Source organism: Hassallia byssoidea VB512170, assembly GCF_000817785.2.
In the GTDB taxonomy this organism is placed as follows: domain Bacteria; phylum Cyanobacteriota; class Cyanobacteriia; order Cyanobacteriales; family Nostocaceae; genus Hassallia; species Hassallia carrinoi.
On record NZ_JTCM02000005.1, the window covers coordinates 1 to 25749 of the forward strand.

At 40.7% G+C, this 25749-nt stretch carries 27 protein-coding genes and 1 pseudogene; 26 read left to right on the forward strand and 2 right to left on the reverse strand.

Features of this window, described 5'->3' with window-relative positions; all coding sequences use genetic code 11:
* Positions 1 to 186, forward strand: a pseudogene (locus PI95_RS03670) (tyrosine-type recombinase/integrase); the annotation flags it as partial.
* A 287-nt stretch (positions 187 to 473) separates the two neighbouring features.
* On the opposite strand, the gene PI95_RS35535 reads toward PI95_RS03670, so the two are convergent.
* On the reverse strand, positions 474 to 893 hold the full coding sequence (locus tag PI95_RS35535) for a hypothetical protein (protein ID WP_236116913.1): 420 nt from the start codon (positions 891 to 893) through the stop codon (positions 474 to 476).
* A 1150-nt stretch (positions 894 to 2043) separates the two neighbouring features.
* Between PI95_RS35535 and PI95_RS03680 the strand changes: the two genes are divergently transcribed.
* From PI95_RS03680 to PI95_RS03690, 3 genes are all read left to right on the forward strand, one after another.
* Entirely contained in the window at positions 2044 to 2292 is a 249-nt protein-coding gene (locus tag PI95_RS03680) for a helix-turn-helix domain-containing protein (RefSeq protein WP_039744496.1), read from the forward strand.
* A 75-nt stretch (positions 2293 to 2367) separates the two neighbouring features.
* A complete protein-coding gene (locus PI95_RS03685; protein ID WP_039744497.1) occupies positions 2368 to 2697 on the forward strand; it encodes a hypothetical protein in 330 nt (109 codons plus the stop codon).
* Positions 2698 to 2708: 11 nt separating this feature from the next.
* Positions 2709 to 6248: an RNA-binding domain-containing protein gene (locus tag PI95_RS03690; protein WP_236116914.1), complete on the forward strand. Its 3540-nt coding sequence runs from the start codon at positions 2709 to 2711 to the stop codon at positions 6246 to 6248.
* A 234-nt stretch (positions 6249 to 6482) separates the two neighbouring features.
* Here PI95_RS03690 and PI95_RS03695 read toward each other — a convergent pair whose 3' ends face one another.
* Positions 6483 to 6812 (reverse strand): hypothetical protein, encoded by a 330-nt coding sequence (locus PI95_RS03695; protein ID WP_039744502.1) that lies wholly within the window; start codon positions 6810 to 6812, stop codon positions 6483 to 6485.
* Between the two features lie 669 nt (positions 6813 to 7481).
* Here PI95_RS03695 and PI95_RS03700 point away from each other — a divergent pair.
* The 22 genes from PI95_RS03700 (at position 7482) to PI95_RS03805 (ending at position 25622) form a co-directional block, all read left to right on the forward strand.
* Positions 7482 to 8033, forward strand: coding sequence for a hypothetical protein (locus PI95_RS03700; RefSeq protein WP_039744504.1), 552 nt, complete (start codon positions 7482 to 7484; stop codon positions 8031 to 8033).
* Positions 8034 to 8108: 75 nt separating this feature from the next.
* Positions 8109 to 8354 (forward strand): hypothetical protein, encoded by a 246-nt coding sequence (locus PI95_RS03705; RefSeq protein ID WP_039744506.1) that lies wholly within the window; start codon positions 8109 to 8111, stop codon positions 8352 to 8354.
* A 263-nt stretch (positions 8355 to 8617) separates the two neighbouring features.
* Positions 8618 to 8944, forward strand: a complete 327-nt coding sequence (locus PI95_RS03710; protein ID WP_052324943.1) for an NADAR family protein — start codon at positions 8618 to 8620, stop codon at positions 8942 to 8944.
* A 400-nt stretch (positions 8945 to 9344) separates the two neighbouring features.
* Positions 9345 to 10673: a DUF6884 domain-containing protein gene (locus PI95_RS03715; protein ID WP_039744508.1), complete on the forward strand. Its 1329-nt coding sequence runs from the start codon at positions 9345 to 9347 to the stop codon at positions 10671 to 10673.
* A gap of 131 nt (positions 10674 to 10804) precedes the next feature.
* Positions 10805 to 11626, forward strand: coding sequence for a hypothetical protein (locus tag PI95_RS03720; protein WP_039744789.1), 822 nt, complete (start codon positions 10805 to 10807; stop codon positions 11624 to 11626).
* Positions 11627 to 12551: 925 nt separating this feature from the next.
* Positions 12552 to 12830: a type II toxin-antitoxin system ParD family antitoxin gene (locus PI95_RS03725; RefSeq protein WP_039744512.1), complete on the forward strand. Its 279-nt coding sequence runs from the start codon at positions 12552 to 12554 to the stop codon at positions 12828 to 12830.
* On the forward strand, positions 12830 to 13114 hold the full coding sequence (locus PI95_RS03730) for a type II toxin-antitoxin system RelE/ParE family toxin (protein ID WP_039744514.1): 285 nt from the start codon (positions 12830 to 12832) through the stop codon (positions 13112 to 13114). Before PI95_RS03725 ends, PI95_RS03730 begins: the two co-directional genes overlap by 1 nt.
* Positions 13115 to 13560: 446 nt before the next feature.
* Positions 13561 to 16287 carry a DEAD/DEAH box helicase gene (locus PI95_RS03735; protein WP_163518581.1) on the forward strand — a complete coding sequence of 909 codons (2727 nt, stop codon included), beginning with the start codon at positions 13561 to 13563 and terminating at the stop codon, positions 16285 to 16287.
* A 111-nt stretch (positions 16288 to 16398) separates the two neighbouring features.
* The gene (locus tag PI95_RS03740; protein ID WP_039744516.1) at positions 16399 to 17145 is read left to right on the forward strand and encodes a hypothetical protein; all 747 of its coding nucleotides are present in this window, start codon (positions 16399 to 16401) and stop codon (positions 17143 to 17145) included.
* A gap of 141 nt (positions 17146 to 17286) precedes the next feature.
* Positions 17287 to 17883, forward strand: coding sequence for a hypothetical protein (locus tag PI95_RS03745; protein WP_163518583.1), 597 nt, complete (start codon positions 17287 to 17289; stop codon positions 17881 to 17883).
* Positions 17884 to 18100: 217 nt separating this feature from the next.
* Entirely contained in the window at positions 18101 to 18319 is a 219-nt protein-coding gene (locus tag PI95_RS03750) for a hypothetical protein (RefSeq protein ID WP_039744519.1), read from the forward strand.
* 62 nt (positions 18320 to 18381) lie between these two features.
* Positions 18382 to 19359 (forward strand): bifunctional DNA primase/polymerase, encoded by a 978-nt coding sequence (locus PI95_RS03755; protein ID WP_039744521.1) that lies wholly within the window; start codon positions 18382 to 18384, stop codon positions 19357 to 19359.
* A gap of 2 nt (positions 19360 to 19361) precedes the next feature.
* Positions 19362 to 19844, forward strand: a complete 483-nt coding sequence (locus tag PI95_RS03760) for a hypothetical protein (RefSeq protein ID WP_039744522.1) — start codon at positions 19362 to 19364, stop codon at positions 19842 to 19844.
* Positions 19845 to 19852: 8 nt separating this feature from the next.
* Complete coding sequence (locus tag PI95_RS03765) at positions 19853 to 20290, forward strand: hypothetical protein (RefSeq protein WP_039744524.1); 438 nt, start codon at positions 19853 to 19855, stop codon at positions 20288 to 20290.
* Positions 20291 to 20471: 181 nt separating this feature from the next.
* Positions 20472 to 21056: a hypothetical protein gene (locus PI95_RS03770; protein WP_236116915.1), complete on the forward strand. Its 585-nt coding sequence runs from the start codon at positions 20472 to 20474 to the stop codon at positions 21054 to 21056.
* A gap of 2 nt (positions 21057 to 21058) precedes the next feature.
* Positions 21059 to 21829, forward strand: coding sequence for a hypothetical protein (locus tag PI95_RS03775; RefSeq protein WP_039744533.1), 771 nt, complete (start codon positions 21059 to 21061; stop codon positions 21827 to 21829).
* Between the two features lie 3 nt (positions 21830 to 21832).
* Positions 21833 to 22429, forward strand: a complete 597-nt coding sequence (locus tag PI95_RS03780) for a Mov34/MPN/PAD-1 family protein (protein ID WP_039744536.1) — start codon at positions 21833 to 21835, stop codon at positions 22427 to 22429.
* Positions 22417 to 23271, forward strand: a complete 855-nt coding sequence (locus PI95_RS03785; RefSeq protein WP_039744539.1) for a ThiF family adenylyltransferase — start codon at positions 22417 to 22419, stop codon at positions 23269 to 23271. Before PI95_RS03780 ends, PI95_RS03785 begins: the two co-directional genes overlap by 13 nt.
* Before the next feature lie 37 nt (positions 23272 to 23308).
* Complete coding sequence (locus PI95_RS03790; protein WP_039744544.1) at positions 23309 to 23998, forward strand: hypothetical protein; 690 nt, start codon at positions 23309 to 23311, stop codon at positions 23996 to 23998.
* Entirely contained in the window at positions 23995 to 24336 is a 342-nt protein-coding gene (locus tag PI95_RS03795) for a hypothetical protein (protein WP_039744546.1), read from the forward strand. The genes PI95_RS03790 and PI95_RS03795 overlap by 4 nt, the downstream gene beginning before the upstream one ends.
* Positions 24299 to 25345 carry a DNA methyltransferase family protein gene (locus PI95_RS03800; RefSeq protein WP_052324945.1) on the forward strand — a complete coding sequence of 349 codons (1047 nt, stop codon included), beginning with the start codon at positions 24299 to 24301 and terminating at the stop codon, positions 25343 to 25345. The genes PI95_RS03795 and PI95_RS03800 overlap by 38 nt, the downstream gene beginning before the upstream one ends.
* A gap of 61 nt (positions 25346 to 25406) precedes the next feature.
* Positions 25407 to 25622 carry a hypothetical protein gene (locus tag PI95_RS03805; RefSeq protein ID WP_039744548.1) on the forward strand — a complete coding sequence of 72 codons (216 nt, stop codon included), beginning with the start codon at positions 25407 to 25409 and terminating at the stop codon, positions 25620 to 25622.
* Positions 25623 to 25749 lie beyond the last annotated feature (127 nt).

Sequence of the window (25749 nt, forward strand, 5' to 3'; positions counted from 1 at the left end):
TTAATGTCACCACACCGCATCCGCCACAGCGGTATTACAACACTTTTGGAAGCAACATCAGGGGATGTGAGAAAGGCGCAAAAAGTCAGCCGCCATGCTAAACTGGATGTGCTTTACCAGTACGACGACAACCGCAAAAAAGGTCAGGAAGTTTTGACGAATTTATTGGCAGATATGATTGATTAGATGTGCTCAAGACACCTGTTGCGGCGCAGGATGGTACAGCCCATAACAGGGGTATCGGTTCGCGGACTTATTGAAATTTTCAAGGGTGGAATAATTCTGGCTTTCCTTGTCGCGAATAAGATGAAAATTTGTCGCGGAGTAAGTGAAAAATACCTCTTCTATTCGCGGACTAATTGAAAATTTCCGACATTATTCGAGGATTTTACCCTAAAGCCTGCTTCTAGCTTAACATGAAGCTATTGAAACTAAATTTTTATTTCACAGGATGATAAAGTTTATCCCCCTCCTCATAGCGCCAGCCCATACCGCGCTTGATCGCGATCCTTGCACCACCTCACAAACTCTTGGTCCGTCAGAGTCTCGCGTTTGTCGCGTAAAGTTGCGACATCAGTAACTAGCCGCAGAGCCAAATTTTCCGCTTGGAAGGGCTGAAGCTGGGGAGGAACTCTAGGATAGTACTGATTGGAGTAAGACCTGTTCTTTGGTCTTTGCCCTGAAGAGTTGTTACGTCCAAGAACCATGATTGCCCCTTCCAGTTGCGCTAACTTCGTTGTTACTGCTTCTAGCTTCTGTTCCAAATTGCTCAGGCGAGCGTCAGTTTTTTCTGCACTGCTTTCCATACGCTTTTCTATACTACTAGCGAGATGTCCCAATTCTTCTTCAATTTGGTGTAGACGAGTTTCTACACTGTTTTCTGTACCTGTCACCTGCCCGAGAACGTGATGTAAACCCTGGATGACTAAATCTGTTGCGGTGATATTGCGATAGCGTACAGCGCTCCGCGCATGAAAACCGCGTAAGCGTCCGCTCTGCGGAAGCGCTGCCGCCTACGGCAGATCGCGTGCAGCGGTACGGAGTGCAGCTGCCAATGTCTTGGGCAGCTTAAACTTAATCGATTCCCGTTCAACTTTTGCCATCTACACTAGTTTCTGTACTTGGTGTAGACAGTTTACAGCTTTAGGGATGCTTACTTCAAATCATGCTCTAAAGTTGTAACTGTAAGTATAAGATGAGCAACTTGCTTATATGCTTACAAAAAGACTTGCTTGGGCTTATGCTTACAAAAATAATATTGGAAAATATAACGCTCTAGACGAGTGTGCAAGTCTCGACTACTGTTTATGCTAGCACAACGCTATATATTTATGAACGCTCGTGGTTAAAATATTTGCTAAACTTATAGTTTCTCATTATAACATTTGCTCAAATTATGCTTTCAAAACTTCTATTTCTACTTTTACGCTTTTACGTGTTTAATAGGGTTTCAAGGAATCTATTGCTCAACTTATGCCTTAAGAGTTGCTCAAAATATCCTTACAGTGACATTTGTAGGTTCGCAGACTAATTGAAAACCGTCGCAGACTATTTGAAAATCGTCGCAGACTATTTGAAAATTTGTTGCGGACTATTTGAAAATTATAAGGAAGCTTAAGAGTAGATTTTGAAGGTGTGAAAACACACATATGTCGCCTGCCAAAAGGTTATTGAGTTTCCCAACAGGCGAGCGCAGTTCGTCGTGTTTGTAGCGTAGTTTTATACTTGCTTAGTAACAGAAAGAGGGAAAATCTACCTGCTTAAATGGTTTTATTGTAAGATACAAGAAGATTTCAGGCTGAAATCTTCCTCTCATGTCAGAAATTTTCAATTAGTCCGCGAAATATACAGGAATTACCTTATCAAACTCAGAGTAAAGACTGTGGTAGTTGCTCTGGTACTTTTTTTGAAAAGGTTTTAACTGCGTTAAATAAAAATTTTTTCCGTATTTTTACTAATGTCATTTTCATATGAATCTAGCTAGCCTGTAACAGATGATATATTGCCTGCTATATCATGTGTACTTTTTAGTTCCAAAGCCAGATGAGTATAAAAAAACCTTTGGTAATTGACCAGCCGAAGGTAGGCAAGCTCATTCGTGAACTTCGACTTTTGACGGGACTGACACAGGAACAGTTTGCAGCTGTTCTGGGTGTTACTTATCCTACGGTTAATAGGTGGGAGAATGGACGTGCTAAACCTTCACCATTAGGTATGCAAAAAATTGAACAGAAGCTATATGAAATGGGAGAACAGGGTGAGGAATTACTGAATAAGTATTTGATAAATTAAGCATTTGACGGATGTATTCTCAGCGCTATTAGCCATTATAAGTAATTGTAAATTTGAAGATAGAGTAGATAAAAAATGCATTCAGAACATCAAATTTTTGTCCAAGCAATTCATTTCAAGAGTAAACTGAAATTAACATTCTTTAGTAAAGAAGATGGAGTGCCGCTAGTTAGAACGTGCGCTCCTATGGACTTCGGACCTAGCCGACGTGCAAAAGACACGTCAAATCGCTATCATTTTTGGGATTACGACAGCGATACTAAAAGCCATACTCTCAGCTTGCTACCAGAGCAGGTAATTCAGATTAAAGCTACTGAAGACTCTTTTAATCCGGTGGAGTTTATTATATGGGATACTAAGAAATCTCCCTGGTTTCTACCGCGTGATTGGGGAACTTTTAGCTGAGTGTACAGCTTATGGACAGCGAACAACTCCAACAACTCGTTAGCCAACCATGTGAAAGTGCCAAGCTGGATTTTAAAATTGAACTATACAAAATTAACGAGCAAAAACCAACTATTCCCGCTGAAGTTCAAAAATGGGCGGATGCAAAGGAGCAGCAGTGGGCAGAGTTAGTTAAGGATATTTTGGCACTAACTAATGGGAATATCGGTACAGCTGACCAAACAGCATATCTCATTATTGGTGCTGATGATAAGTTGAAGTCAAATGGCACACCCAACTTGCGTGATGTAGGAGATGTAACACCAAGTCGTAAGGAAATATACGAAAAGGTCAATTCATACTGCGACCCTCGTCTTCCAGATATTTATTGTGAAAGAGTCGAATTGGATAGCAAACGGCTTTTGGTGATCTCCATTCCGCCAAGTCCTTATTTACATAAATTATCCAAGCAGTTGAGGACTCCCAAAAAGGAATTCTCCCCGCATACGGTTTTGATTCGTCGCGGGGACGGCGAGGAGATTTACGAGGCTTCTCGTGAGGAACAAGACAAAATTCAACAGGAGAAACAGGCGTTTGGTTTATCTCTTACAAATGCAAAGCCCTATGAAAACATTCGTTCCAGTAGTGTGATTAAGCCTGGAGCTTTTGAGCGAACTCAAGAACTTGAACAACTAAGGCAATGGGTTCAGCAATATCAGAAAATTGTTGACCACGAGCAAGCATATTGCTGTCCTTACAATCTAGAATATTTGGATCGGGGAGTATTAGAAGCATTTCGTCAAGTTGACGCAGAAGATTTTGTTTCTGAACTCACAAATGAAGAGTTACTCTACAACGTTGGTGCTTTGGGTAAAGATGATTCAGGTAACTACTTTTTCACCAAAGTAGGTTTTCTCTTCTTTGTAGCGAACCCGCAACGAATTCTTTCTTGGTCTTATATTCGGCTATTACGATTTGCAACAAATTTTGGTGAAGAGCGAGCCTTACCAACATTTGAGCGCAACTTTAGCGGCTCAATTACCAAGCAAATTCGAGATATTCGGACTTTCTTTCAGGAGTCTGGTTTTTTCAAAACCTACTCTAGAAGAAATCCTGCTGGTGGTGGGTTTATTGACGAACCAGAATATCCACAAATTGCAGTTGACGAAGCGATAGTCAATGCGGTAGCTCATAGAGATTATGAAATTACTCTTCCAATTGAGTGTGAGTATTATAAAGACGCTTTTGTTGTGCGTAATTCGGGACGAATTATTCAAAGGGATGGAGATGTCCCCGAACACTTCTCGCTCGATAACACTGTCCTAGTTTCAACGCCACGCAATCCCAAATTAATTGAGTGGCTCAAACAGATGAAAGACCAGCGTGGCAAGGCTTTTGTACGAGCGCTCAGTGAAGGAACTAAGCAGATGTACAAGGAGATGGTTAAGTTAGAACTACCAGCTCCAGACTATAGGGTGAGTCCTAACCAAACTCAAGTAACGCTGTTTAGTAGAGCAGCCGAGCGAGAGGCTGCACTCCAAGCAGATGCGGTGGTAAAGGTAACAGAATTTGCCAATTTGTTTCCTCTAACGTTTGTGCTTAAGGAGGAACAGAAATCAAATACTGAATATCTGAGACAATTTGAACGAGGTATCATGTCCTCGTTGAAAGATGCTCTAGTTGCTCGTGGGTGGTATATCGATAATTTGAAATTTAGCAAATTGACGGCTCATCGCCAAAAATCTCACCTTCCACTGTCTAAAGAAGTGGATAGTGTTATGAGGTTTTATCCTGCCTATGAATTTCAACTACGTCGCTACTGGGGTAGCTATTATTTATGTGTTGATTATACATTACAAGTTAAGAATGTTTGCTCAGTCGCAGCTTTATTAAGTCTATTAAAACCAAGTGAGTTAGTTGGTAAGCTTGCTGTAGCGCAGTGGAATGGATGGTACATGGGGCGGATTACCTCTATAGATGCAGAGTGGAGTCGTATGTATCTTTTTGAGTTTGATAAAGAAGAGCAAATCATCAGCACTAAAGTTATTCCCAGCCTTTCTAGAACTTTAATTCAGCAAGTTTTACGTGCGCGTAACATTAATTTCGATTTGTCGCAAGCTATTAAGAAACATAGCCTATCGCTAGAACCAAATGCAGCGCGTACACGCGCTGATAAAACCCAAGCTGTAGCCGGAGAACTGGTACAGACTATCTTTCCACTGTTAGTGCATGGAGTAAAAGTGGGACTTCAACCAACTCCTACAGCGCTATCTCGCCAAGGAACAGTTGGTACAGGACTCATTCTCCGAAGTATACAGGAACCCAATGTTGAGTTCAATCAGGGACGGGCATGTCCAGATATTCGTGATGGCATCACCAGATTTGGTGCCTTTGAAAACTCACCAAAGACAATCGAGCTTGTACCAATTTGTACATCTGATTTACGCTCAAGCATGGCTAGCTTGATCGAACGCTTGAAGATTGGCAAGTACAAATATCGTGGCTCTGAGCGAACTTTTAGCACCCGTTTTACTTATAACTCGATTATTACTATCCCAACAATTAACTTAGCTCTTGACGAATGTCAGCGACTACTGAACGAGCATTCCAACTGGATTGACAACAAACTTCTCAATCGCTTATTTTTAGTCCATACTCCTGAGAAGGGCTATGCATTGGATGATGAAACTTCGCCCTATTACAGAATAAAGCGATTTTTGCTTGAGAATGGAATTCCTTGCCAGATGGTTGATACATCAACGCTACAAAATCCAGATTGGAAAGACTTGAATTTAGGCTTGAATATAATTGCTAAATGCGGCGTTACTCCTTGGGTTCTTCCCGATGCGCTGCCCGATGCAGATTTTTTTGTAGGTCTTTCCTACACACAAAGTAGACGAAATGGTTCTCAGCGGCTTATGGGTTATGCGAATGTTTTCAATAGTTACGGAAGGTGGGTATTTTATTCTGGAAACACAGAGACATTTGCCTACGATGAGCGTACAAAGTACTTTAAGGTGCTGATTCAGCAGACTTTGGAACGTCTAAATCTTCAAGAAACCCCGCACATTTATTTTCACTATTCGGCAAAGTTTTCGCGGTCAGACCGTGACGCTATTTTAGAAGCTGCCCGTAGCGTTCGTCCGCAAGGAACTTATTCATTTATTTGGATCAACACACACCACAATGTCCGACTTTATGACAGTCGCGTAGAAACAGATGGAAGTTTGAGTCGTGGTAGCTACGTAATTACTTCTCCCAATCAAATTTACCTTTCAACAACGGGGTACAACTCATACCGTAAAGCACTGGGTACACCGCAAGTACTTGAACTCAATGCTTGGACAGGATATCCAGAAAATGCCCCAAATTCACCACCCGATTTGAAAGCATTAGCGGTGCAGATTCTCAGCTTAACTAAACTCAATTGGGCTTCCACTGACTCATTATGTGCGGAACCTATCACTACTAAGTATGCAGGTAATATCGCTTATTTAACAGATGCTTTTCTACGTCAAAGTCCAACGTTTCGCCTTAATAAGGTACTAGAAAAAACACCTTGGTTCTTATGAAGCTCTATGGATAAAGCAGTTCATCGTGCTTCATATTTACCTACTAGGTATTAAAACGATTTCAAAATCGTCATAATAGTGTCACTATATAGATAACGTGTTTGAATATATTTTGTAGTTCACAGCAAGGGGTAAAAATTGAAAATCAGCGGAGGGGGGAATATGAATAATATCCGATAATGTTCAAACATCTCAAGTAATTAAACTGCCATTATTTGAGTCATTCTGATTATACTAATGTCCTGTTATTGGTTCTCTCCGCCCAATTCCAAGCTCAATTAATTTATCTCTAACACCATTCGGAAGAGTACCGCAGTAATAATAATGTTTGTGCATAATATCAACAAGATAAAATCCTTCTTCGCCACCATTAATTTTGCGGAGTTGGCTTGCAGCTTCACGCATACTTATACCAAAAGAGCTAAACAAATCATCCAGTGACATAGATGGTAAGTTAAGCGGGTTGTAAAAAGACTCACCTTTGATAAAATGCCATTGAGTACCGCAACGGCGCACAACGCGGTAATAAACGGGTGCAACAATATATGCGTCTAAATCATTCATAGTGCAGACGACCGTTACCATTGTTACTCAGACTTTTTACCTCCTTTTTTAGTTTTACGTGATGGATTTATTTCCATCACAATTAATATTTTATCCTAGTTAATCGGTAACAATCAACAATTTTATAAAGTACAAACACAGGCATTTAAATATTGATAATATCAAGGGTATACAGTCATATTGGTTAAACGATTCTCTCACAAAACAGGAGATAAGTGTAAAACTACCGCGCTCGCATTTACGAAGCCGAAGCGAAGTCTTAGTATTTAAGAAAGAGTTAAGTATCTAAGACGAGTAATATCCGAAGCAGTTAAACGAATACACCTATAGCCTCTGTAATTGACGTAACTTAAGTCACGAAAGCATTGCTCAAATGCTTGGGATTATAACTAGGGGATGCACCGAACGCCTGGAGTGCCAGCAAAAATGCCTACCCTTAATCTTACTTCATTTTCTAACCCAATTAAGATGCGTTTGCCCTGACAATATGTGAGGAATTTATCCTAGTCAAACAAAAAAATACCAGCACTAGCAAATGCTACGCATCGTAATTATAAAGTGGTGCAAGAAATGTATTCATAAACAGAAAGTAGTATACACCATAGTACTTTCTACATCAATGTACTCACTTAATAGCTCAAAAATATTTATTCAAAAACAAGTTACAGTATGAAAGATTTCAAAGATTTTTGGAGCATTAATAGATGGTTGTGTCAATATAATATCATCTCCGCTCAAACTGGAGAATACGTTGATGATTGTATTATTGTTTCTCCTACAACCCAATCGCCTTATCAATCTACAACGTGCTTTCAGTATTGGTCAGTAAATGAATTAGAAATATGGCTGAACCATCTTGATAGCAATACAATTACTTTATGCAGCTTGGAACAAACTTGGAAATCAGGAGAAATATGTCCAACTCTCGAACTACTAATATTTCCCTGCGCTAATGGTGAATGGTATGCGGCATACCCGCATAATAATCCACAATACTTTGTAAGAGTTTGCACATTTTCACCCCCAAGTTGGTATAGAGAGAGAAATTGGCGTGCAAAATTAGAAAAATACTTGCTGGAAAATGGGCAAAACTATATAGCAAGCGCTGCTAGAAGGATCTGGTTAAATATCTTAAAAGATAACGCTTTGGTTAAAAGGGCGAACGGCAGTCGCACACCACCTGCTCCTATGAATGAAACCAAACAGTTTAATCGAGCCTAATGACTTGCGCCCTCCACATCCATAACAGCCGCTTAACGCGGAAAACGGGTGACACTTCATAAGTCGCAATCACCCATGTCCGATATACTCACCCTACCCCAAGCCCAAATCCTTACACATCAAGTAACGAGCAAACAAACAGGTAGAGTCTACTTTCCAGCCATGTTTGTGGCAGAAAACCAAGACTTCATCAAAAGTTGGCTCAGTCAAGATGATATCTCTTTCGACGAACGAGATATCAAATACTACTCAGATGGCTCGTTCCGCATCTACTTCAAATCACCCAAAATAAAAAAAAAAATCGAAAAGTTGTATCAATAATCCTCGAAAAATCTCTCTTAGAGGGATTTTTATTTTTCCCACACTACTTTCTTCGTTGTAAAATAGTACAAGCATTCGACATAGCTAGAGACTCAATTCCTCTTGATACCTATAGTTTGTGGATTTATTCCCTAATAAAAAAATGATGGCGGCGTTTTTCTAAAAATAATAGAACAAAAAAGGTATTCCCGGCATTTGCTAACGCAGTGGAGGAACGACTAATAAATTAGTCAAAAACTCAATGTGTGTTGTTCAAAAAACATATGAAAAGCTGGATAAAAAACTGGTTCTCTAATTTAGAGGTTTTGCAAAATCCTATAGTAGTAGATGGGATAGATTACTGGTCAGTAGAAAATTTCTATGCTGCATCTAAAAGTTTGGACGTAAAAGAGAAGATGCATATTGCATTACTTCCCCCCGATGCCGCCAAAAAATATGCCTTAAAGGTGGCACTTCGTCCTGATTGGGAACAAGTAAAGTTAAGCATTATGCTAAGAGGCTTACTCGCCAAATTCAGTCCGGGTAGCAATTGGCATAACGAATTGATAGAAACTGGGGGCGAGGAACTGATAGAGTTTTCAAAAAAGTGAGGTCACATTTAGAAAAGTGCGTACACCTACATTAGGTGACAAAAAATTATAGTCAATAGTCGCTGTGGATATATTGAACGCACCCACAGCACTTATATTTATTCAAATCTTATGTTAAGATATTGAGCAAAAATGCCCGAGCGGAAGACTGTGCAAATCGGACGCGATCGCCGTTGATGTTCTCTCAGCAATACGAAAACCAAAAGCTGATAACATTCTCTAAAATCCTCAGCATGAACGTTGGTACTTGCGCGTAGCCCGATCAGTGTAACTGACACTCACTATTGGTTAAATATCACTACATTAGTACAATAACTCTACAAGATATTTAACAAAATACAGCATTTAAATCACTACATCTGCTGTGCAGGTAATTTTGTTAACAAGAAGATATTAAACCATGAAACCAGGATTTTATGCCGTTATAGGTAATAGCGATTATATTAAGATAAATAACCGAAAAGTTCCTATTTGGGAGTTATTAGAGCATCAGCCTACAGGCTGGTTGTGTTCGCTGCAAACCAGACCTGAAGTAATCCCAGAAAACACACCAATTATATGGGACTGTGGTGCATATAGCTATAGAGAACAAGATTATCCCACTATAAACGGCAGGTATGTAGACGCATATTATGTAATTCATAAGTATCGTCTTCGTAGTAAAGCAGGTGATATTATAGTCAGTCCGGACAATTTACTCATGGGGGATAATATCAACTGGCGACGGCAATTCAATCTAGAAAATGCTACTAATTTTATCAAAGCAGCAGATTCCCTTCCTGACAGAATCCCAATGGCGACCATCCACGGGTTATCATTGCAAGAGAAATTATCTAACGCGATCGCACTATATACGATGGGCTATCGTCACCTGGGGATAGGGGGGTTAGTGCGATCGGCTAGCGACTATTCGGGCAACTTGCAAATCATCCGGGCTATAGTCGAAAAACTACGTTCTGTTGATTCTAGTGTCCACTTGCACGTTTTTGGGTTATGCGCTCCCAAGTACGCCTCGGCATTCCAGGAAATGAATTTAAGCTTTGATGGTTCAACCCATGCACGCACAGCATTTACAGAAGGCATCTTCCTTATCAACAGCGGGAAAGATATAGTTAGATATCCCCTTTCTCATGCGCCCAGATGTCTGTGTCGAGTATGCCAAATGGTTAAAAAATATGGGATAAACCCCCATTACTGGGGCAAAGGACGCAATCACGATTCAGCAAGGATGGCTCATAATTTAAATCAGTTATTAGTTACAATCGATAATATCAGCAACCACGAAAGAATTTACCTGATATCCGGTTGTGGTAAGCAGTTATATCACCCAGCCCCTGCACGCGAACTATATTGCTCGCAGCTGTTCCAAGCTAGCCGAGATTATGTCCAAAATCTCAATGCTAAATGGTTTATCCTGTCACCTCTCCACCATACTATTCACCCCAATCAATTAATCCAACCTTACGACAAGTCTCCTCACTCTATGTCAGAGGATGAACGTAGCGCCTGGGCTACGACTGTCACCCAACAGCTTGTACAAATCGCAGCGGATGAAGATACAGAATTTGTATTCCTCACAGGCAGATTGTATCGGGAGAAGGTAATTTTTCAAACGCGATCGCATGGTTACAAAACAAGGACGATAGCAAATAACCTGGGAATTGGACAAAAGCTAGCTTGGCTCAAAGCACAGATATTAGTAAACAGACAACAGACGCTCAATTTATAATTTATAAACTTAAAACCTTCACCAAAAATACACGCTATCTTTATTACCTGATTAAGGAAAAATAATTTATACGGAATAAGATAGTTGTAAAAACCAAGTGCTGTATGAACAAACATACGGTAATTTTTTTTATGAGCAGTACAATTGACATAGGAGAAAGGTTCGGTTGTTGGGAAGTATTGAACAACCGAGGTAAAAGAATTCCCTGCCTTTGTCACGGCTGTGGAACAGAAAAGTTAATATATAAAAGCTCACTCAAAAACGGAAAGTCAACTAGTTGTGGTTGCCAGAGGAGAAACGAACCAATTGCAGCTGGAACACAATTTGATAGGCTAACAGTGGTAGATGGAATTGAGACAAAAGGAAAAGATGGTCAATACCAAGTATTAGTTCAGTGTAGTTGCGGCATTCAGAAGTACGTAAATAACAACTGTCTTTTGAATGGACTCACTCGAAGCTGCGGTTGCTTGCAGAAAGAGAGCAGAAGAAAGCATGGTAAAGGCAAAATCCCCAGCCATGAATACCGAGCTTGGATATACATCAAACGAGTCTGCTATGACTTGAACCACCCTTACTACAAGATATATGGCGGTTGCGGCATCAAAGTAGCACCAGAATGGCAAAATAACTTTGAACAGTTTGAGCGCGACATGGGACTAGCACCCCCAGGTACTGTTTTGTATCGCATCGACCTAGAAGGGGATTTTGCCCCTGGTAACTGCCAGTGGATAGAACGAAAAACCCATCAGCAACATATCCATCAAATGGCAGTTAGAAAAATCTTCTTCCCACAAAAGAACAAGGAAATACCACAGCCACAAAAAGCAAAGCAAGCTTCTTTAATCAAAGATATCCAAAAAGCTCATGCATCCGGGGAAGCTAACGTCAGCAAGCTAGCAGCACAATACGGAGTAAGCACGGCTGAAGTGATTAATCTTCTCGTACTATATTAATAACAATATGTCAATCGTTAAAGTAGCTAATAATACTCTACCAGCAGTAGTTTATTAGTGGACATTGCCAGATGTTTTGGCGCTGTTGTTGTCTCTCGAAACGCAGTATTTCGACTCGTAAAGCTTATGACCGGGATGTTAAGCATTTCTTTACAATCATGTTTGGGGTAGAATCTACTGCCGAATGAGTTATGCGTTTTTTGGCGCTACCGCAGGCGCAGGCGTTGGAATGGGTGGTGCGGTATAAAGCAACGATGATTTTGCAGGGGTTATCTATTTGCATCTAATCCGACGCGCAGGAAATAGTAAATGAGAATAATTTACATCTATTTTGGTGGCACTGCTCATAGTATCAGTATTTCTTAATATATAGCTCATTATTGAATCTAAGCAGAAAAGCAGAATTATCCTTCTGATATTCAAATCTAATACTTTCAATATTATTGATAAATATTCTCTATAAAATATTGATTGCTAAACCTTTTAGTTCCTGATAAAGTTCTATCTAGTTAAGAATTATTTTTACTTAACCTTCTGATGGGGTCAGTAAAAGATCGCTAACCAACTAACAACAGTAGCTAGAGAGTAGTCAACTAATCCTCCTCCCTTGACTAAATCCACCAGGTTGAACGCAGCAAGATCCTTTACTTGCAGTAAACACCAACCGCTGTACACCAATCGGGTGCAGCGGTTTTAACTATTTCTGCTAGGAGGACGTTGCTGAATTGAAGAATGAATTACGTTTGTCGTTACTTAATATTACAGTGTAGAGAACGATTTCGTGGCTGTTTTAAGGGAAGTGAGGCGAACAAGTCCCCGTGTCGTTCCTTCCAACGTTTCATGGAGATGGACTGTTCTCTCTTCAGATCTTGCTGGCGGTAGGAATAATTGCTACCATAAAAGGAGCCTTTCATGGAGGTTTTCTGTGGCAACGGTAGAGAAAATTAGCGTGGCGCTACCGCCTGAGATGGTCGCCCTGGTTCGGGAGGCGGTCGAGAGCGGAGAGTATTCGAGTGCAAGCGAGGTCATCCGCGAGGCACTCCGAGCTTGGAAGTTCAAACGTAAGGTAGAGGCACTTGAGCTTTCAGAGCTTCGGCAGCTCGTTCATGAGGGCATCTCAAGCGGACCGAGCATAGACGCCGAGCTTGTGTTCTCCCGCTTGAGAGCAAAATACGCGGCAATGCCGAATCTTGAAGAGGTGTAATGCAGCTTTCCTTTTCACCTCAAGCAGCACTCGACCTTGAAGAGATAGGGGATTACATCGCACGCGATAATCCCGAGAGAGCACTTTCGTTCTTGGCGGAGATCGAAGCGTACTGTTATCGGGTCGCCCAGATGCCGAACGCTTTTCCCAGGCGGGAAGACCTTGCCCCAGGACTTCAAATGGCCGTTCATGGAAACTACCTCATTCTCTTCCGCGTGCAGGAACGCTCGGTTCGCATCGAACGTATTGTTCACGGTGCGCGGCGGCTCGGAGATTTAGTTTAAAGGGTCACTTTGATGACCCTCTACGACGGTATACCGAGGAACGATCTCCCATATCGTTCCTTTCTAAGAAAATGTTTTAAAAGTGGGGGGCTATCGTAAGAAAGCTCACGCTTGCTTAAGCTGAAAGATTGAAGACATCAGCACGCCCGTCAGAAAATTTTCTCACTCGTTTTAAATCACAGTGTCCCTGCATTAAGATGAGGCGCTCTCATGTCCGGGATTGGCGGAGATCACCAGAGTCAAATATAGCTATAGAAGCTATTTTTTACATCCTTAATCACTGCATAAAGCTACGCTTGCACTCCTGACGGCATAACCCATCAATCATCGTCTCCTATTTAGAGGACGATGATTTTTTTAATTCAATATTAGTACAAGCCGTCGTAGTAATAACCACAACACAAGCTAATGCCTTTCTGATTAAACATAGAACAAGCATTATTCACATGAAACCAAATCAACCTAAATGGCTTGCTCCCAATCAATTAGTTTATTCCAAACAACACGGTGTTATTCACATCGCAGCCATCATTGATGAAAACCTTTACTTCAAGAAAGGCAATGTTAGCCAAATTATCTTTAACTGGCAACAAGAAGTCCAAGATGGGAAACTCTTACCCATTAACGAAGCACCATGCGGTAAAAGTATCCTCTATCAAGAGATAGCAGCTATCCTTGATGGAGCTGGAAAACTACAAAGCTGTGATATAATACCAGCAAAAGAAGCACAAATTTATCCTATACCAGATGATATTCACAGAGCGGTTAAAGATGCTCTAGTTAAATCAGGAATCACTCAGTTATATTCCCATCAAATCGAAGCGTGGTCAGCTTACAAGCAATCTTCAGATATCATCCTCCAAACTCCTACAAGCAGTGGTAAAAGCATATCTTTCCTGATTCCAGTTATGCACGAATGCCTTAAAGGTAAATCGGCTTTGGTGTTCTTTAACCTCAAAGCGCTTGCAAAAGACCAGGAGGATAAAATTCGCTTGTTTGTTAGCTATTTAAATGAAGAAGTTCGTCCGCAAGTTATTAACATCAATGGGGATATACCGCCTCAAGAACGCAAACAACTTTACAGCAATAAACCGTCAATTGTATGCGTCACACCTGATGTTTGGAACCACGAGTTAAACAATTTCCAATACGACTCAAATTGGGGATTTAGAGAAACAATCAGAAATATCTCAATTATTGTCTGTGACGAAATGCACTTTTATTCGGGCATCTTTGGGGCGCATTTTGCATTGCTTAATCGCCGCACCCAACTAATGATGGAAATTGCTGGAAATGAACTATCAAATTTGAAGTATATCTTTGCTTCAGCAACAATTAGTAACAGCAGGGAAATAGCCCAAAAGCTATCCAATCGAGTAGGACAAAACAACTTTACTATTATTGACCAAAGTGGGGCGAACCGCTCAGAAATCACCTTCCTTAGCCTCAAACCACGAAACAATACCGTATACCAAACTGCCCAGATAGCAGCATTGCTTGTAAGCAGAGGCATCGTTGGAATTTGCTTCTGCGATAACCGCGCTCTGGTCAAAGTTTTAACCAATAGTATCCGTAAAGCCCTAACCGAGATGCAACTAGCCCACCTTGGAGAAACCATTTCTGCATTTTATGGAAGTATGAAGCCAAACCAGAGGAACAAAATTGTTACAGATATACAATTAGGAAAGGTTAAATTCATAGTCTCAACCTCCGCCCTTGAAGCTGGTTTGGATATCGGCTCCATTGACGCAACCGTCGTACACAGCTATCCCGGTTCAATTCTAGCCTTTCGCCAACGGGCAGGAAGATCTGGCAGGCAAAAAGAAGGATTGTTGATATTTATACCATCCAAAAGGTCAATTATGGATGGATATTATGCCTTGCACCCGGAAAGGCTGTTATCTGATCCTCCAGAAATAATCAATTTCAACCACAACTACGAAACCATCCTCTCACAGCACATTCTCGCCTGCTGCAAGGAAAATAAACCGACGCTAGCTCAAATTAGCCGTCATTTTGGTAGTCTTGGTGAAGCGATCGCAAAACAGTTGATTGGGGAAAACAAAATAAGTTTCAGCTATAACCAGAAAATAGCTACCAATCGCAGTCAGGGTTACGTACACTCAAATATCAAAGTCAGGGGTAATACTGACAGAAACGTCGGGTATGTGAACCTTGACAGTGGGGAAGAATTCGAGGTAAGCAGTACCTCTACAGCATTGCGAGAAGTCTATCCAGGCGCGATTTATCCTGCTCAAGACTTCGATGGTAATCCTGTATGGTACAAATCCATTGAACTAAACCTTAGCGAAGGGAAAGCTTGTCTCAAGCCAATTGGCACTACTAGCCAGTTTACCCGCGCTTTGGGTGTCCTGGAGTTTGAAGAAATCAAGCTTGCTCTTGAGAATAAAATTGTCAGGTTCCCTCAAGGTGCAATTAGGTTTACGCCAGTTGTTGCCCTAATCAAGCAAGAGATTTACGGCTATAACTTGTACAGACGAGAACTAAAATGGACTTGCATTAACAACAAATGCAAAAATTATAATTCAAACTTGCACGTACATTTACAAACTTGTCCTACGTGCAATAACCAACTCTTTGAAAAAGAAACTATCGAACTCATGGAGGAAAATAAGTATAAGGAAATACTCGCTATAAGCTACAATACTTTCTGCATCAGAGTTGAAGTTAATCCAGAAGCAAAGAAACACTTTGCAGATGTAGTTAGTAATTTTAGAAAAGAAATTCTCAAAAAACAGAAATACATCCCTCAAGAAGAGAAAGAACTATTCGACAATAATGAAAACGACACCTGTATTCATACTCTGGCACATCAACTAATTCTGAGCTTACCACTTGTCGAACATGGCGCAAACAGTCGAGATTTAGATTTCATGCTAGTAAAAACAGCTAATAAACCCTATACTATAGGCTACTTCTTCGACACCTGTGAACATGGCACGGGAATGTGTGATACCCTCATCAAATACTTAGAAACAGCTTTTATGAAAGCTAAGTTTCTAGTGGAAAACTGTCCCTGTAAGTACGGATGTTCCTCTTGTACAACTATTCATCGCTGTCCTGAAGATAACAAAGCGTTGTTTAAACCAATTGGATTATTCCTACTTGATGAAATAACCAAATCATCGGAAACAATCACCTTTAATCAGTAAAGTCTAAAGATAGTCCTACCTAGTAATGGTGGGACTATTTTTTATTAGTAGCAAGGGAGAAACCACGTACATTGCTCACGCACGAGTTTCCGCAGTTCGTAAATAGCAGCTATGTACGTTGAATTATTAGTCGATTCAAGTCAAAGCCCTAGCAGGTTTCAAATTCTTCATGCACCGACATATCTCCTGCTAGAAACCAACCTAAAATTAGGTGATTTTGTTGAATATAGTCGCATCGATTATATCATCAATTATGCTACTAACCAGGGATATGAAATCAAAATATCATATCCGGAAAACCAGACTGACAAGAAATATCCCTTACCAGCTATCAGCGATGAACTTACTGATTTGATGATTGATTACCCGTCAGATTTAAAAATGCGGACTAACGGGATGGTTTTCGAGCAGCGGGCATATCTAATGGCAAAGGTTCATCATGAGGTATGTCAAAATATCGAATCAAGAAAACTTCTTAAAGAAGCTGAATATTGGTTAGTAAATTATGCACGCGAAGTTATCGCCAATCAATGCGAATATCTACCAGATATTCTTAGCAAACTTGACCATTCAACTATTAGGTCAATGGCATTAGATACGCTAATGGTTTGGCAACCAAATTGGAAAAAAGCTATTTCTCAATATGCAGGAGAAAGATTTGAAGCAGGTAACAATGAGTTTGAAATTATCAACTATTACTATGACTACAATAAAAAGGGTAGAGAGGGAGTAATGGTGCTGTGCCGAGTAACCAAAACATTGGACAAATATTCTGAATTTCCCATCTTGCCCCTCAATCAAAATTGTACTCTTGGGACTTACCAAGTCGAAAATGCTCTAAATCAAAGATTAGCTTAATTGCGCCGACACCATTTAAGTTTAAAAATCCCAAATATTAGTTACTTATTTGGTGTAGATATTCTTTACTCTCGGCTACTTTTGAGTCCAAACCAAAATTTTTGTCATGAATAACAACAAACCAATTGCTTAATAACAGGAATGACAACACTTCACAGTCAAACTGCCTTTTTCCATAGCCCCTCAAACTCCCCTTCAGTCAATAAAATCCAAGCCACCATAAATATGAACATTGTCAAGATAAATTCACTTGCAGAAATAGACAATATTATTGCACTCTTGTTAGGTTGGGTTGAATCGGAAATAGAAGAAGAATGCAGTCAGTTTACTCCAGGGGCAACATGGATTTATGGAGGAGATTATTATGCCATAAAAGTAAAATTACTTTTCCCCGAAGAGGTAGTAAATGCAGGCGGTGAGTCAGAATGGACTTATGAACACGAAGACTGGTACGAAAATGGAGGCGCACCCTATTTTAGTTCCTTAGGTCGTGATACGAATATTCTACTTGAAGAATGCGATCGCGTAGCGGCTCCGTTGGAGCATCGCATGGGATTAGTGCTGGAGTGGTTCAGAAATAAAGACAACATCGGATGTCAAATACAAAAATACGAATCTGAAAAACCAGAATCATTGATTCCGGTGGTTGCTTACACTGGCACTAATTTTAACATTCCGCGCATCAATGAGTCTTGCAACCTGTATGGCATGGCTGTTGTGGCACGGCATCAAAATTGAGTTTGAATTCGATAAGCTCACAGATGAATATTGTATAACTGGCTCAGAAATATCAAGCCAAGATATCGGCAGTCCAAATGATACATAAAGCGCACAACTCCGCCGGAACATCGTTCGAGAACTAGTGACATCTAACCAACTTTACTACCAATAACTTAAACATATCACCACAATAACTAACACACCAATTCTTGAAAAAAAGGAAGGAATTATCCCTATGGAACAAGAAGTCAAATATTTGCTAGAAGGCATCTGTACCTTCTATTGGAACGCAGACTTTTATAAATTCTGCTCAATCTGCAACTTCGATCCCAACCACGCCTACTCCCTCGAAAAATGGCAACAGTGGCAACAGCTAGTATCGGGTATCAAAGCGTTTGACCAAAATACCCTTGCCAAGCTAGTTGAAGCTGGTCATTCATCAGCGCAATTGTAAACCACCACAGGTACTTACGCAAACCGTGCATGAGTCACTTAAACAGATAAATATATGAACTCATGCACGCACACGCTCAAATTCGACAGTTGGTATCTTCCCTAGACACTTTACCCGAAGAATGGCAAGTTGTCCCCACGATCGGTAAACGTCCTTTGGGAAAAGAATGGCAAAAAAACACCTACTCTCCCAGAAAACTACAAGCCGAACTTAGCCGCCGCCGCTTTAAAATCTGGATCAATGACAGATACATCGTCCCCACCGGCATCGCCTTGGTATGCGGACCCAATCACCCCCAAGGGTATCTGGTAGCTATCGACTGCGACGGGGAAACCTCATGGCGAAAAATCCTGGAAATAAACGGGTTAAAGCCAGAGAAACTTGAGCAAATAACACCTGCCGATTCACGGGAACGCGCTCAAAAATACCTTCCTCCCACAGTTGCATTTACCTCTGGCAGGAAATACCGAAGCCAGCATTTGTACCTTATTCCTGGTTTGAGAACTTGGGAGGTAAAATCTCGTAAAGTCAAAACTGGGTTTGACGAACACCTGGAGTTTCGGGGCAAAAACCTTGCGTCAATACTCCCTCCCTCCTATCACCCATTCGGGAGAACGTACAAATGGCTCCCCGGTTGCAGCCCGTGCGATCGCCAATTAGAGATAGCTCCCGATTGGGTAATTGCCCAGATGCTTGTCAAACAGGAGAAAGCAAGAAAGTTCAACTTACCCCAGGAAAAATACGACCGCCGTTCCGGAGTAGATACTTATGCTTGTTTATACCCCCAAATCGAGAAAAACATTCAAACCGCGCTTGCACTTCTCGAAGTTATCCACCCCCGATTTGCCGATGATTACGATTCATGGATTCAAGTAGGGATGGCACTTCATAGTGTTAGCCCTATCCTTTTGAAAGCATGGGACGCTTGGAGCGAACTTTCCCCTAAGTACAAACCAGGTGAATGCGTCTACAAATGGCAGTCGTTCCGTAAAACTGGCATCACTATCCGTACCTTATTCAGATTCGCCAACCTTTCTTAGTTATGAACAGTCAACCACCTAACGAAAATGTAACTAACCCAGAGGCTAGTTACAGAGATTTTAATTCAGATACCCAGGATAGCAATAATAAAGATGAAGCATCAGATGAATCTACAAACGCTGAAGCCATAAATCAAGATTCATCTAACGAGATAAGTCTAGATAACCAGAGCATAAATCCTGTCCTAATTACCATTCAAATCCTACAAAATTCATCAACAGCAATTATTTCAATTGGAATCAAGAATGCGACTCCGATTATCAAGACAATTAGCTCCGCTGAGTTAACATCTCATCCTATCATAAATGACTGTTTAGTGGAATTAGAAAAGTCGCTACCAGAAATGTTAGCTATATGCAAGCAAAAGGAAAATCAGATCGTACATCACAATCATCAGCAGTCGCCTCCATCAGTACAAAAGCGCGAACTACCCGAAAGCAAAAATAAAGCATCAAACTCTAGTAACCAACTGTCACTGTTTTAACAACTATTATGAAATATATTGCCCACATTGAAGGACAGCAAATCCCACTGGATGAAGCAATTGCCTCTGACGATAATACACTCAAAACAGCTATTAGCGTTTACTTTCCAGACTATGCTAATGCCGAAATTGAACGACAAATAACTGATGACACGGTTTCAATTCGGTTAGTAAAGAAAGCAGGTACTAAGGGTAATTTAGGTCAAAAAGTCTTAATACAGCAATTGCAAGAATCCCCTTTGGAAGTAAATCCTGCACTAAAGTTAGGGTGGCAGTTAAAACTTCTAGAGATGAAAAATCAAATTACTCTCTCAGGTTTAATCGCAATACAACCTGAAATAGATAAGGCAATAAAATCGGCTCAAAGCTGGGAGACTTACACAGAAAAAGTAACCCAAAGCCTTAAGCAGCAACCCGCAGCCACAAGTAAATATCCCGTACTGTAATAACATTTGCATAGCCGCTATTACCCGTAGCGGCTTACTAATTATGCTTACCAACATACACTCATTCAAACTACCAATCACTTGTTTAACAGCGACTATCTACCTTGAAAATCTCTCCCAACGAGTAAATATCTTAAGTCTGTACCAAAAAATCTTCCCAGAGCAGTGGTTAGAATCATCCATGACTATTGATAAACACTCACATCAAGAAAGTGCTTACCTTGATAGAGAAATTGAGTTTATTCGACTCGTTAATGAACATCTATTTCCAATAGAGTACATCGACGATATAGAGTTTAGTCCCGATCGTAGTAATATCCCAATATCACCACAAAAACCTGAGTGGTGGTACGAAGACTTTGAGGATCTAGAATACTCCGAAAAGTTCCTCCTCTCACTTATGGGACAAGGGTACAATCTCGGCGAATGGGAACTACATTTTGGTTTTACTCCTGAGTATATCACACCAGCAGAAGATATCTATCCCGACTCGCTTACTAAACTATGCCGTCGCTACAAAAGCCCACTTCAACATCTAGTTACAGCCATACGAATTATCGATTACTCAACTGAGAATATCTGGCTAGATGTTACGTGTGAAACAAGCGACTGGCTGGAATGGACTTACGAAAATGTCATGTTTCTCGCTCATAAGTGGCTTGAAGCTGTATTAATGATGGAAAACTCAAATGCACTTGCCCATCTTATAGAAACATCTCTGACTACCCGAAAAACAATAGTTAAACTCTGGAATCAAGCATCATAACTATGAATACTGATATCAATATATTGCCAATAATCGACTTAGAAAATATCTCTCAAAGTCTTATTGCAAGTATTCCCCAGTCCGAGTTACTCGCGCAATTAATTATTCTCAAGGGGCAATTTATCTTAGTCGAACGCCTCGGTAAAAAATGCAGTTACAAGTTCCTTTCCCCTGAAGCGGTAGAAAAAGCTTTTACGAGTAAAACTGCTACATCTGGGTGGCTGACTAGCAACACGGTTTGGTGGGGGAGAACTCCTGCTGGGGAAGCAATTATTCAGTTTTACCCGACCCAAAAGTACCAAATCCAACTTGTAGGAGAGGACACTGCCGTGGGCGGGGAACCCGACTTGAGGCAAGTGTCCGTTGAGGAAGCAAAGATAATCAACGTCCCAATGCCTGCATTCCTATTTGCAGGATGTGGTGGCAAATATTACCTGTGGGCGGTTAAAGGAAAGACGTTCAAACCAGATGCTCAACTGTACAAGCCACCCCTACCTAACGTCCGCGACGACTCTAGCATCTGCTTTGGAGAAAACTCTCCTGGTGCGTGCAGTGCTAGCACCATACTCCAAACCTGGGAGTTGTTCTGGAAATCGCCTTTTAACAGGGATTTGGCTCAAGGAAAGTCAAAAACCCATAGCAACGATATCTGCTGTTCCTTAGTCAGTTTACACGAGTCAAAAGCCAAATCTTACCCTTCAAGCGACTTAGTTCCCGTTCAAAGCTGGAAATTCAAAACCCCAGAAGACATTATCAAGCAACTGTTCAGTTAGCCCATGAATCCTTTTATCGATTATCACCTCGCTACAAGCAATAATCTCCCTGCCTACAGTCAAAAACTCCAAGAATACTGGCTTGCATCAAACGGACTTTTTGTGCGATCGCACCGCCGCGAGTTAGAGGTTTGTCTGCAAATTGCCCAAACTCAAGTTGCCGGACTACAACCCATTGAACCGTATTTCCGCCTGACAGTCCCAAAAGTCAAGAGCCAGATAATTACGGACATCATTAACACTGCTACTATCAACCAAGAGCAGGAAATCCTTTTCTACCTGGGTGTGGCAAATAACCAATGGTGGTTCCATACCCCGTTGCAGACAGCTTCCTCAACCCAAGTCGCATCCCTAGAAAGTTCACTTTCACAAACCTATACAGAAGCGCTAGTAGAAATACACAGTCACGGAAATCTAGTAGCTTACCCTTCAAGTACTGATAATGAAGAGGAAAGAGGGAAATTTCGAGTGTTCGCCATCATCGGTACGCTTGATGCCACTCCCACAATCTATACCCGTATTGGGCTCTACAATCACTTCTTTCCAATCGACCCCAATTTAATATTTGAACTACCGTCTCACATCATATGCTTGAACTAACTGCTTACCAACAGGCTTTACCAGTTCTACCCCAGCGCCACACTCGTATCAACTTCATCTTAGTCGGAGCAGGGGGTACAGGAAAGTATCTCGCAGAAGATTTGTGCCGGATTATCCTACAACTTCAACAAACCGGAAAAGAAGTTAGTTTTACCGTCGTTGATGGCGATATCGTCTCAACCGAAAACACTATCCGCCAAAATTACCAACCAGCAGAGGTTGGACTATTCAAGGCAGATGCACTTGCCTTAAAATGCAGCGCCAAGTATGGGATTGAAATTACAGCTATTTGCGACTGGTTTGAAGAAGAGATTGTCCACGCCACCAGTTCGTGGAACAGCCTAACAGTAATTATTGGTTGTGTCGATAACGCCGCCGCCAGGGGCAAAATACATTCGGTTCTCAAACTAAACAACGCTAAAGAACCAGCATTACTATTTTGGCTAGATTGTGGTAATACCACTCACTCCGGACAAATAGTAGTTGGAACCCACTCCGATTTTGATATCCTGCGGGCTTGTGATAACCCAGATAATCCTAAATTCTGGTTGCATCTTCCCCAACCAACGCTAGTTCATCCCGAATTGTTAGTCCCCTTACCAGAAGAACTTACCAGCAACAACCTATCATGTGCCGAAATCCAAGCACGAAACTACCAATCCCTATTCATCAACCGCATGACAAGTGCGATCGCTGCTCAATACCTGCTAGAGTTAACCCTAACTGGAGGATTAAAAAAGTTCGCCAGCTACTTTGACTTGAAAGCAATGTCAACCCGCAGCCTATACACCAGTATCGACAACCTTAAAAAATATCACCTGATAAAGAAACCACCACTTTAAGCTAACGCAAACTGTCCTAAAAGTTTGGACAGTTTGTATGAATCGGTTTAACCATCAACTATTGGAAATTATTGAGGAAAACCCAGAGTTTGCCGAAGCTACATACTCACCTTATATCAGGGGAGATTCGGAAATAGCTGGAAGTCAATTTAATCTAATCATGCAGCAGATTGGATTAGGACTTCCAGTAGAACCTTTCTTAAAAGCATATCCTCAGATTGCTAACTGGGTAGATAAAGTCAAACCATTTCTCAATCTTTATGGTAGCAAACAATGGAACGCAGAATTACAATACTACTACCAGTCTAACATAATTTACAGTCAATATGACCTAGTAATTTACGCGGAAAATCAGGTAATTGGATTCGACTGGACTATCCAAAAACCTACAAAATTTGAAATGCTAGAGGAGAGATACCAAACGCAACTTAGGTTATTCCTCCTACAGCAGAAAACAACTTTCAGCTACGATGCAATCTCACTCATCTACCTATTTGTCAATAGCGATGACTTTCCTATTTATCAGTTTACTTACTCTAAAGCCAGACATACTGCTTTTAAAGAAAGATTAGAAAGAACTCTTGCCCCATTTACAGAACAAGCAGGGAAAGAAACCGTAAGTGATAAAACACTCCTAGAAAAACATAATGAAAACCTCCAGAAACTATTCAGGCAAGAAATAACTGGTGAAGAATATCTTGCCACTATCCCAGAAGTTGAAATATGAACAAAGCATTAGAAATTACCAAAATCGAACTTACCCCCGACGGTTGGACATTTAATATCCTCTCCCGTCGGGTAGGAACAATCACTAATCCTTTAGGCGTTCGCAAAACCACTTATTTTGGTTTTGATGATGAAAATCAAGCGCAAAAATTTCAACAATGGCTGAAGAGGAAAAATAAATGCAGTGATGCCGTTATTCGCCCATCAGAACGCCTCAAAACTTTATTTGAGGTAAAAGCCTGGAATGTACCAACTGAACTAATTATTGAGTGCGCCCTCAAAGATTTAAAGGAACAGACTAATGCAACTATCCTTATTCAGTCTACCACAACAAGATAATTTCAGCTTCGACATTTTCAACATTCCCGACACCAAAAAAGCCGAAAAGCTACGGGAACTTGCAGCCCAGATGCAATCAATTATTGATCAAAAGAAAAACCCAGCTATCGGGAATCAAAGGGCGACACACCGCCGGAAAACCATTGCCCAAGGAATTATCCAAGAAGGCATCGAACTAGAGACTATCCAATCTTGGATAAAGGCGATCGCACAAATGTGGGAAGTAGGAAATATTCCACCTGTGCTGCGCGGCTTCTACCAAAAATCACAGGTAGAAGCACTGTATAGAATTTCTCAGAGAAAAAACACACCCCAGGATATACAAGCAATTTTCAATGAAGAGAATTATCAGAGTTGGCTAAAATCACTCAGTCGTGCAGGTTTACACACAGCAAGCGAAATTGTATCTGCAATAGAAGAGATTCAGCAGATAGTAAAACCTGAAGAAATTGATACCACCAAACAACAACTTAACAAGCTTGAGTTGGAAATCATTGGAATGAAATCTGGAGATTTCTTCTCTACTCCTGAATCAGTTTGTCAGCGCCTTATTGAACTTGCGGATATTCAACCAAACTGGCGCATTTTGGAGCCCAATGCTGGTAGCGGAAGCATAGCTTCTTGTATTACTAATTACCCAAATGTTCAACTAGAAGTAGTTGAAATTAACCCGACATTGCGACAACTTCTTGAACTAAAAGGGTTTAATCTGGTAGGAAAAAACTTTCTAGAGTTTAACCCTAACCATTTATACAATGCCTGCATCATGAATCCCCCATTTTGTGAAATTGAAGAACACATCTATCACGCTTGGAAGTTGATATGTCGTAAAGGTATTCTCATCTCAATCGTACCAGAATCAGTCTTCTTTAACCGAAAGTATAAAGTTTTTAAGGAGTGGTTATATTCAAGAAATACTTACGATGAGAAATTGGAGAAAGAAGCATTTCTCCAGTCAAATAATCCAACTGGTGTAGCTACTAGAATCATCAAAATTATCAAGCCATAAAAGAAAAAAAGGCAGTAAGATTATTCTGACTGCCTTTTGTTATATAACTGAGGCATCAAATATGTACTACAAACGCATGGCATATTGCCAATTAGAAGACAAGTTCGTTACATATATATTTCCTGTATCGGGAGGGCATATTAGGTACAAAATTCTCAACCCATCGGAGATAAAAACAGCTATTTTTCAATGCAATAAAGCCGGATGGAAAGTCATCAATGCTACTAATTTAGTCAATAAAATGCTAGAACCAGTACCATTTAAATCTAGAAGTTAAGGAAAATATGGCTATTCAAATAATCACTTCGTATAGGTTTATCCCTGAAAAGAAAGCAAAATTACTACTTACGGTAGTCCAGATGAACAGACAGTTGCTATTCATAATAGTAGCAGTACTTATGTAT

Coding starts and splice junctions, on each gene's coding strand:
- PI95_RS03680 (WP_039744496.1), top strand. CDS start 2,044: ATGAGTATAAAAAAACCTTTGGTAATTGACCAGCCGAAGGTAGGCAAG.
- PI95_RS03685 (WP_039744497.1), top strand. CDS start 2,368: ATGCATTCAGAACATCAAATTTTTGTCCAAGCAATTCATTTCAAGAGT.
- PI95_RS03690 (WP_236116914.1), top strand. CDS start 2,709: ATGGACAGCGAACAACTCCAACAACTCGTTAGCCAACCATGTGAAAGT.
- PI95_RS03695 (WP_039744502.1), bottom strand. CDS start 6,812: ATGAATGATTTAGACGCATATATTGTTGCACCCGTTTATTACCGCGTT.
- PI95_RS03700 (WP_039744504.1), top strand. CDS start 7,482: ATGAAAGATTTCAAAGATTTTTGGAGCATTAATAGATGGTTGTGTCAA.
- PI95_RS03705 (WP_039744506.1), top strand. CDS start 8,109: ATGTCCGATATACTCACCCTACCCCAAGCCCAAATCCTTACACATCAA.
- PI95_RS03710 (WP_052324943.1), top strand. CDS start 8,618: ATGAAAAGCTGGATAAAAAACTGGTTCTCTAATTTAGAGGTTTTGCAA.
- PI95_RS03715 (WP_039744508.1), top strand. CDS start 9,345: ATGAAACCAGGATTTTATGCCGTTATAGGTAATAGCGATTATATTAAG.
- PI95_RS03720 (WP_039744789.1), top strand. CDS start 10,805: ATGAGCAGTACAATTGACATAGGAGAAAGGTTCGGTTGTTGGGAAGTA.
- PI95_RS03730 (WP_039744514.1), top strand. CDS start 12,830: ATGCAGCTTTCCTTTTCACCTCAAGCAGCACTCGACCTTGAAGAGATA.
- PI95_RS03735 (WP_163518581.1), top strand. CDS start 13,561: ATGAAACCAAATCAACCTAAATGGCTTGCTCCCAATCAATTAGTTTAT.
- PI95_RS03740 (WP_039744516.1), top strand. CDS start 16,399: ATGTACGTTGAATTATTAGTCGATTCAAGTCAAAGCCCTAGCAGGTTT.
- PI95_RS03745 (WP_163518583.1), top strand. CDS start 17,287: ATGACAACACTTCACAGTCAAACTGCCTTTTTCCATAGCCCCTCAAAC.
- PI95_RS03750 (WP_039744519.1), top strand. CDS start 18,101: ATGGAACAAGAAGTCAAATATTTGCTAGAAGGCATCTGTACCTTCTAT.
- PI95_RS03755 (WP_039744521.1), top strand. CDS start 18,382: ATGCACGCACACGCTCAAATTCGACAGTTGGTATCTTCCCTAGACACT.
- PI95_RS03760 (WP_039744522.1), top strand. CDS start 19,362: ATGAACAGTCAACCACCTAACGAAAATGTAACTAACCCAGAGGCTAGT.
- PI95_RS03765 (WP_039744524.1), top strand. CDS start 19,853: ATGAAATATATTGCCCACATTGAAGGACAGCAAATCCCACTGGATGAA.
- PI95_RS03770 (WP_236116915.1), top strand. CDS start 20,472: ATGACTATTGATAAACACTCACATCAAGAAAGTGCTTACCTTGATAGA.
- PI95_RS03775 (WP_039744533.1), top strand. CDS start 21,059: ATGAATACTGATATCAATATATTGCCAATAATCGACTTAGAAAATATC.
- PI95_RS03780 (WP_039744536.1), top strand. CDS start 21,833: ATGAATCCTTTTATCGATTATCACCTCGCTACAAGCAATAATCTCCCT.
- PI95_RS03785 (WP_039744539.1), top strand. CDS start 22,417: ATGCTTGAACTAACTGCTTACCAACAGGCTTTACCAGTTCTACCCCAG.
- PI95_RS03790 (WP_039744544.1), top strand. CDS start 23,309: ATGAATCGGTTTAACCATCAACTATTGGAAATTATTGAGGAAAACCCA.
- PI95_RS03795 (WP_039744546.1), top strand. CDS start 23,995: ATGAACAAAGCATTAGAAATTACCAAAATCGAACTTACCCCCGACGGT.
- PI95_RS03800 (WP_052324945.1), top strand. CDS start 24,299: ATGCAACTATCCTTATTCAGTCTACCACAACAAGATAATTTCAGCTTC.
- PI95_RS03805 (WP_039744548.1), top strand. CDS start 25,407: ATGTACTACAAACGCATGGCATATTGCCAATTAGAAGACAAGTTCGTT.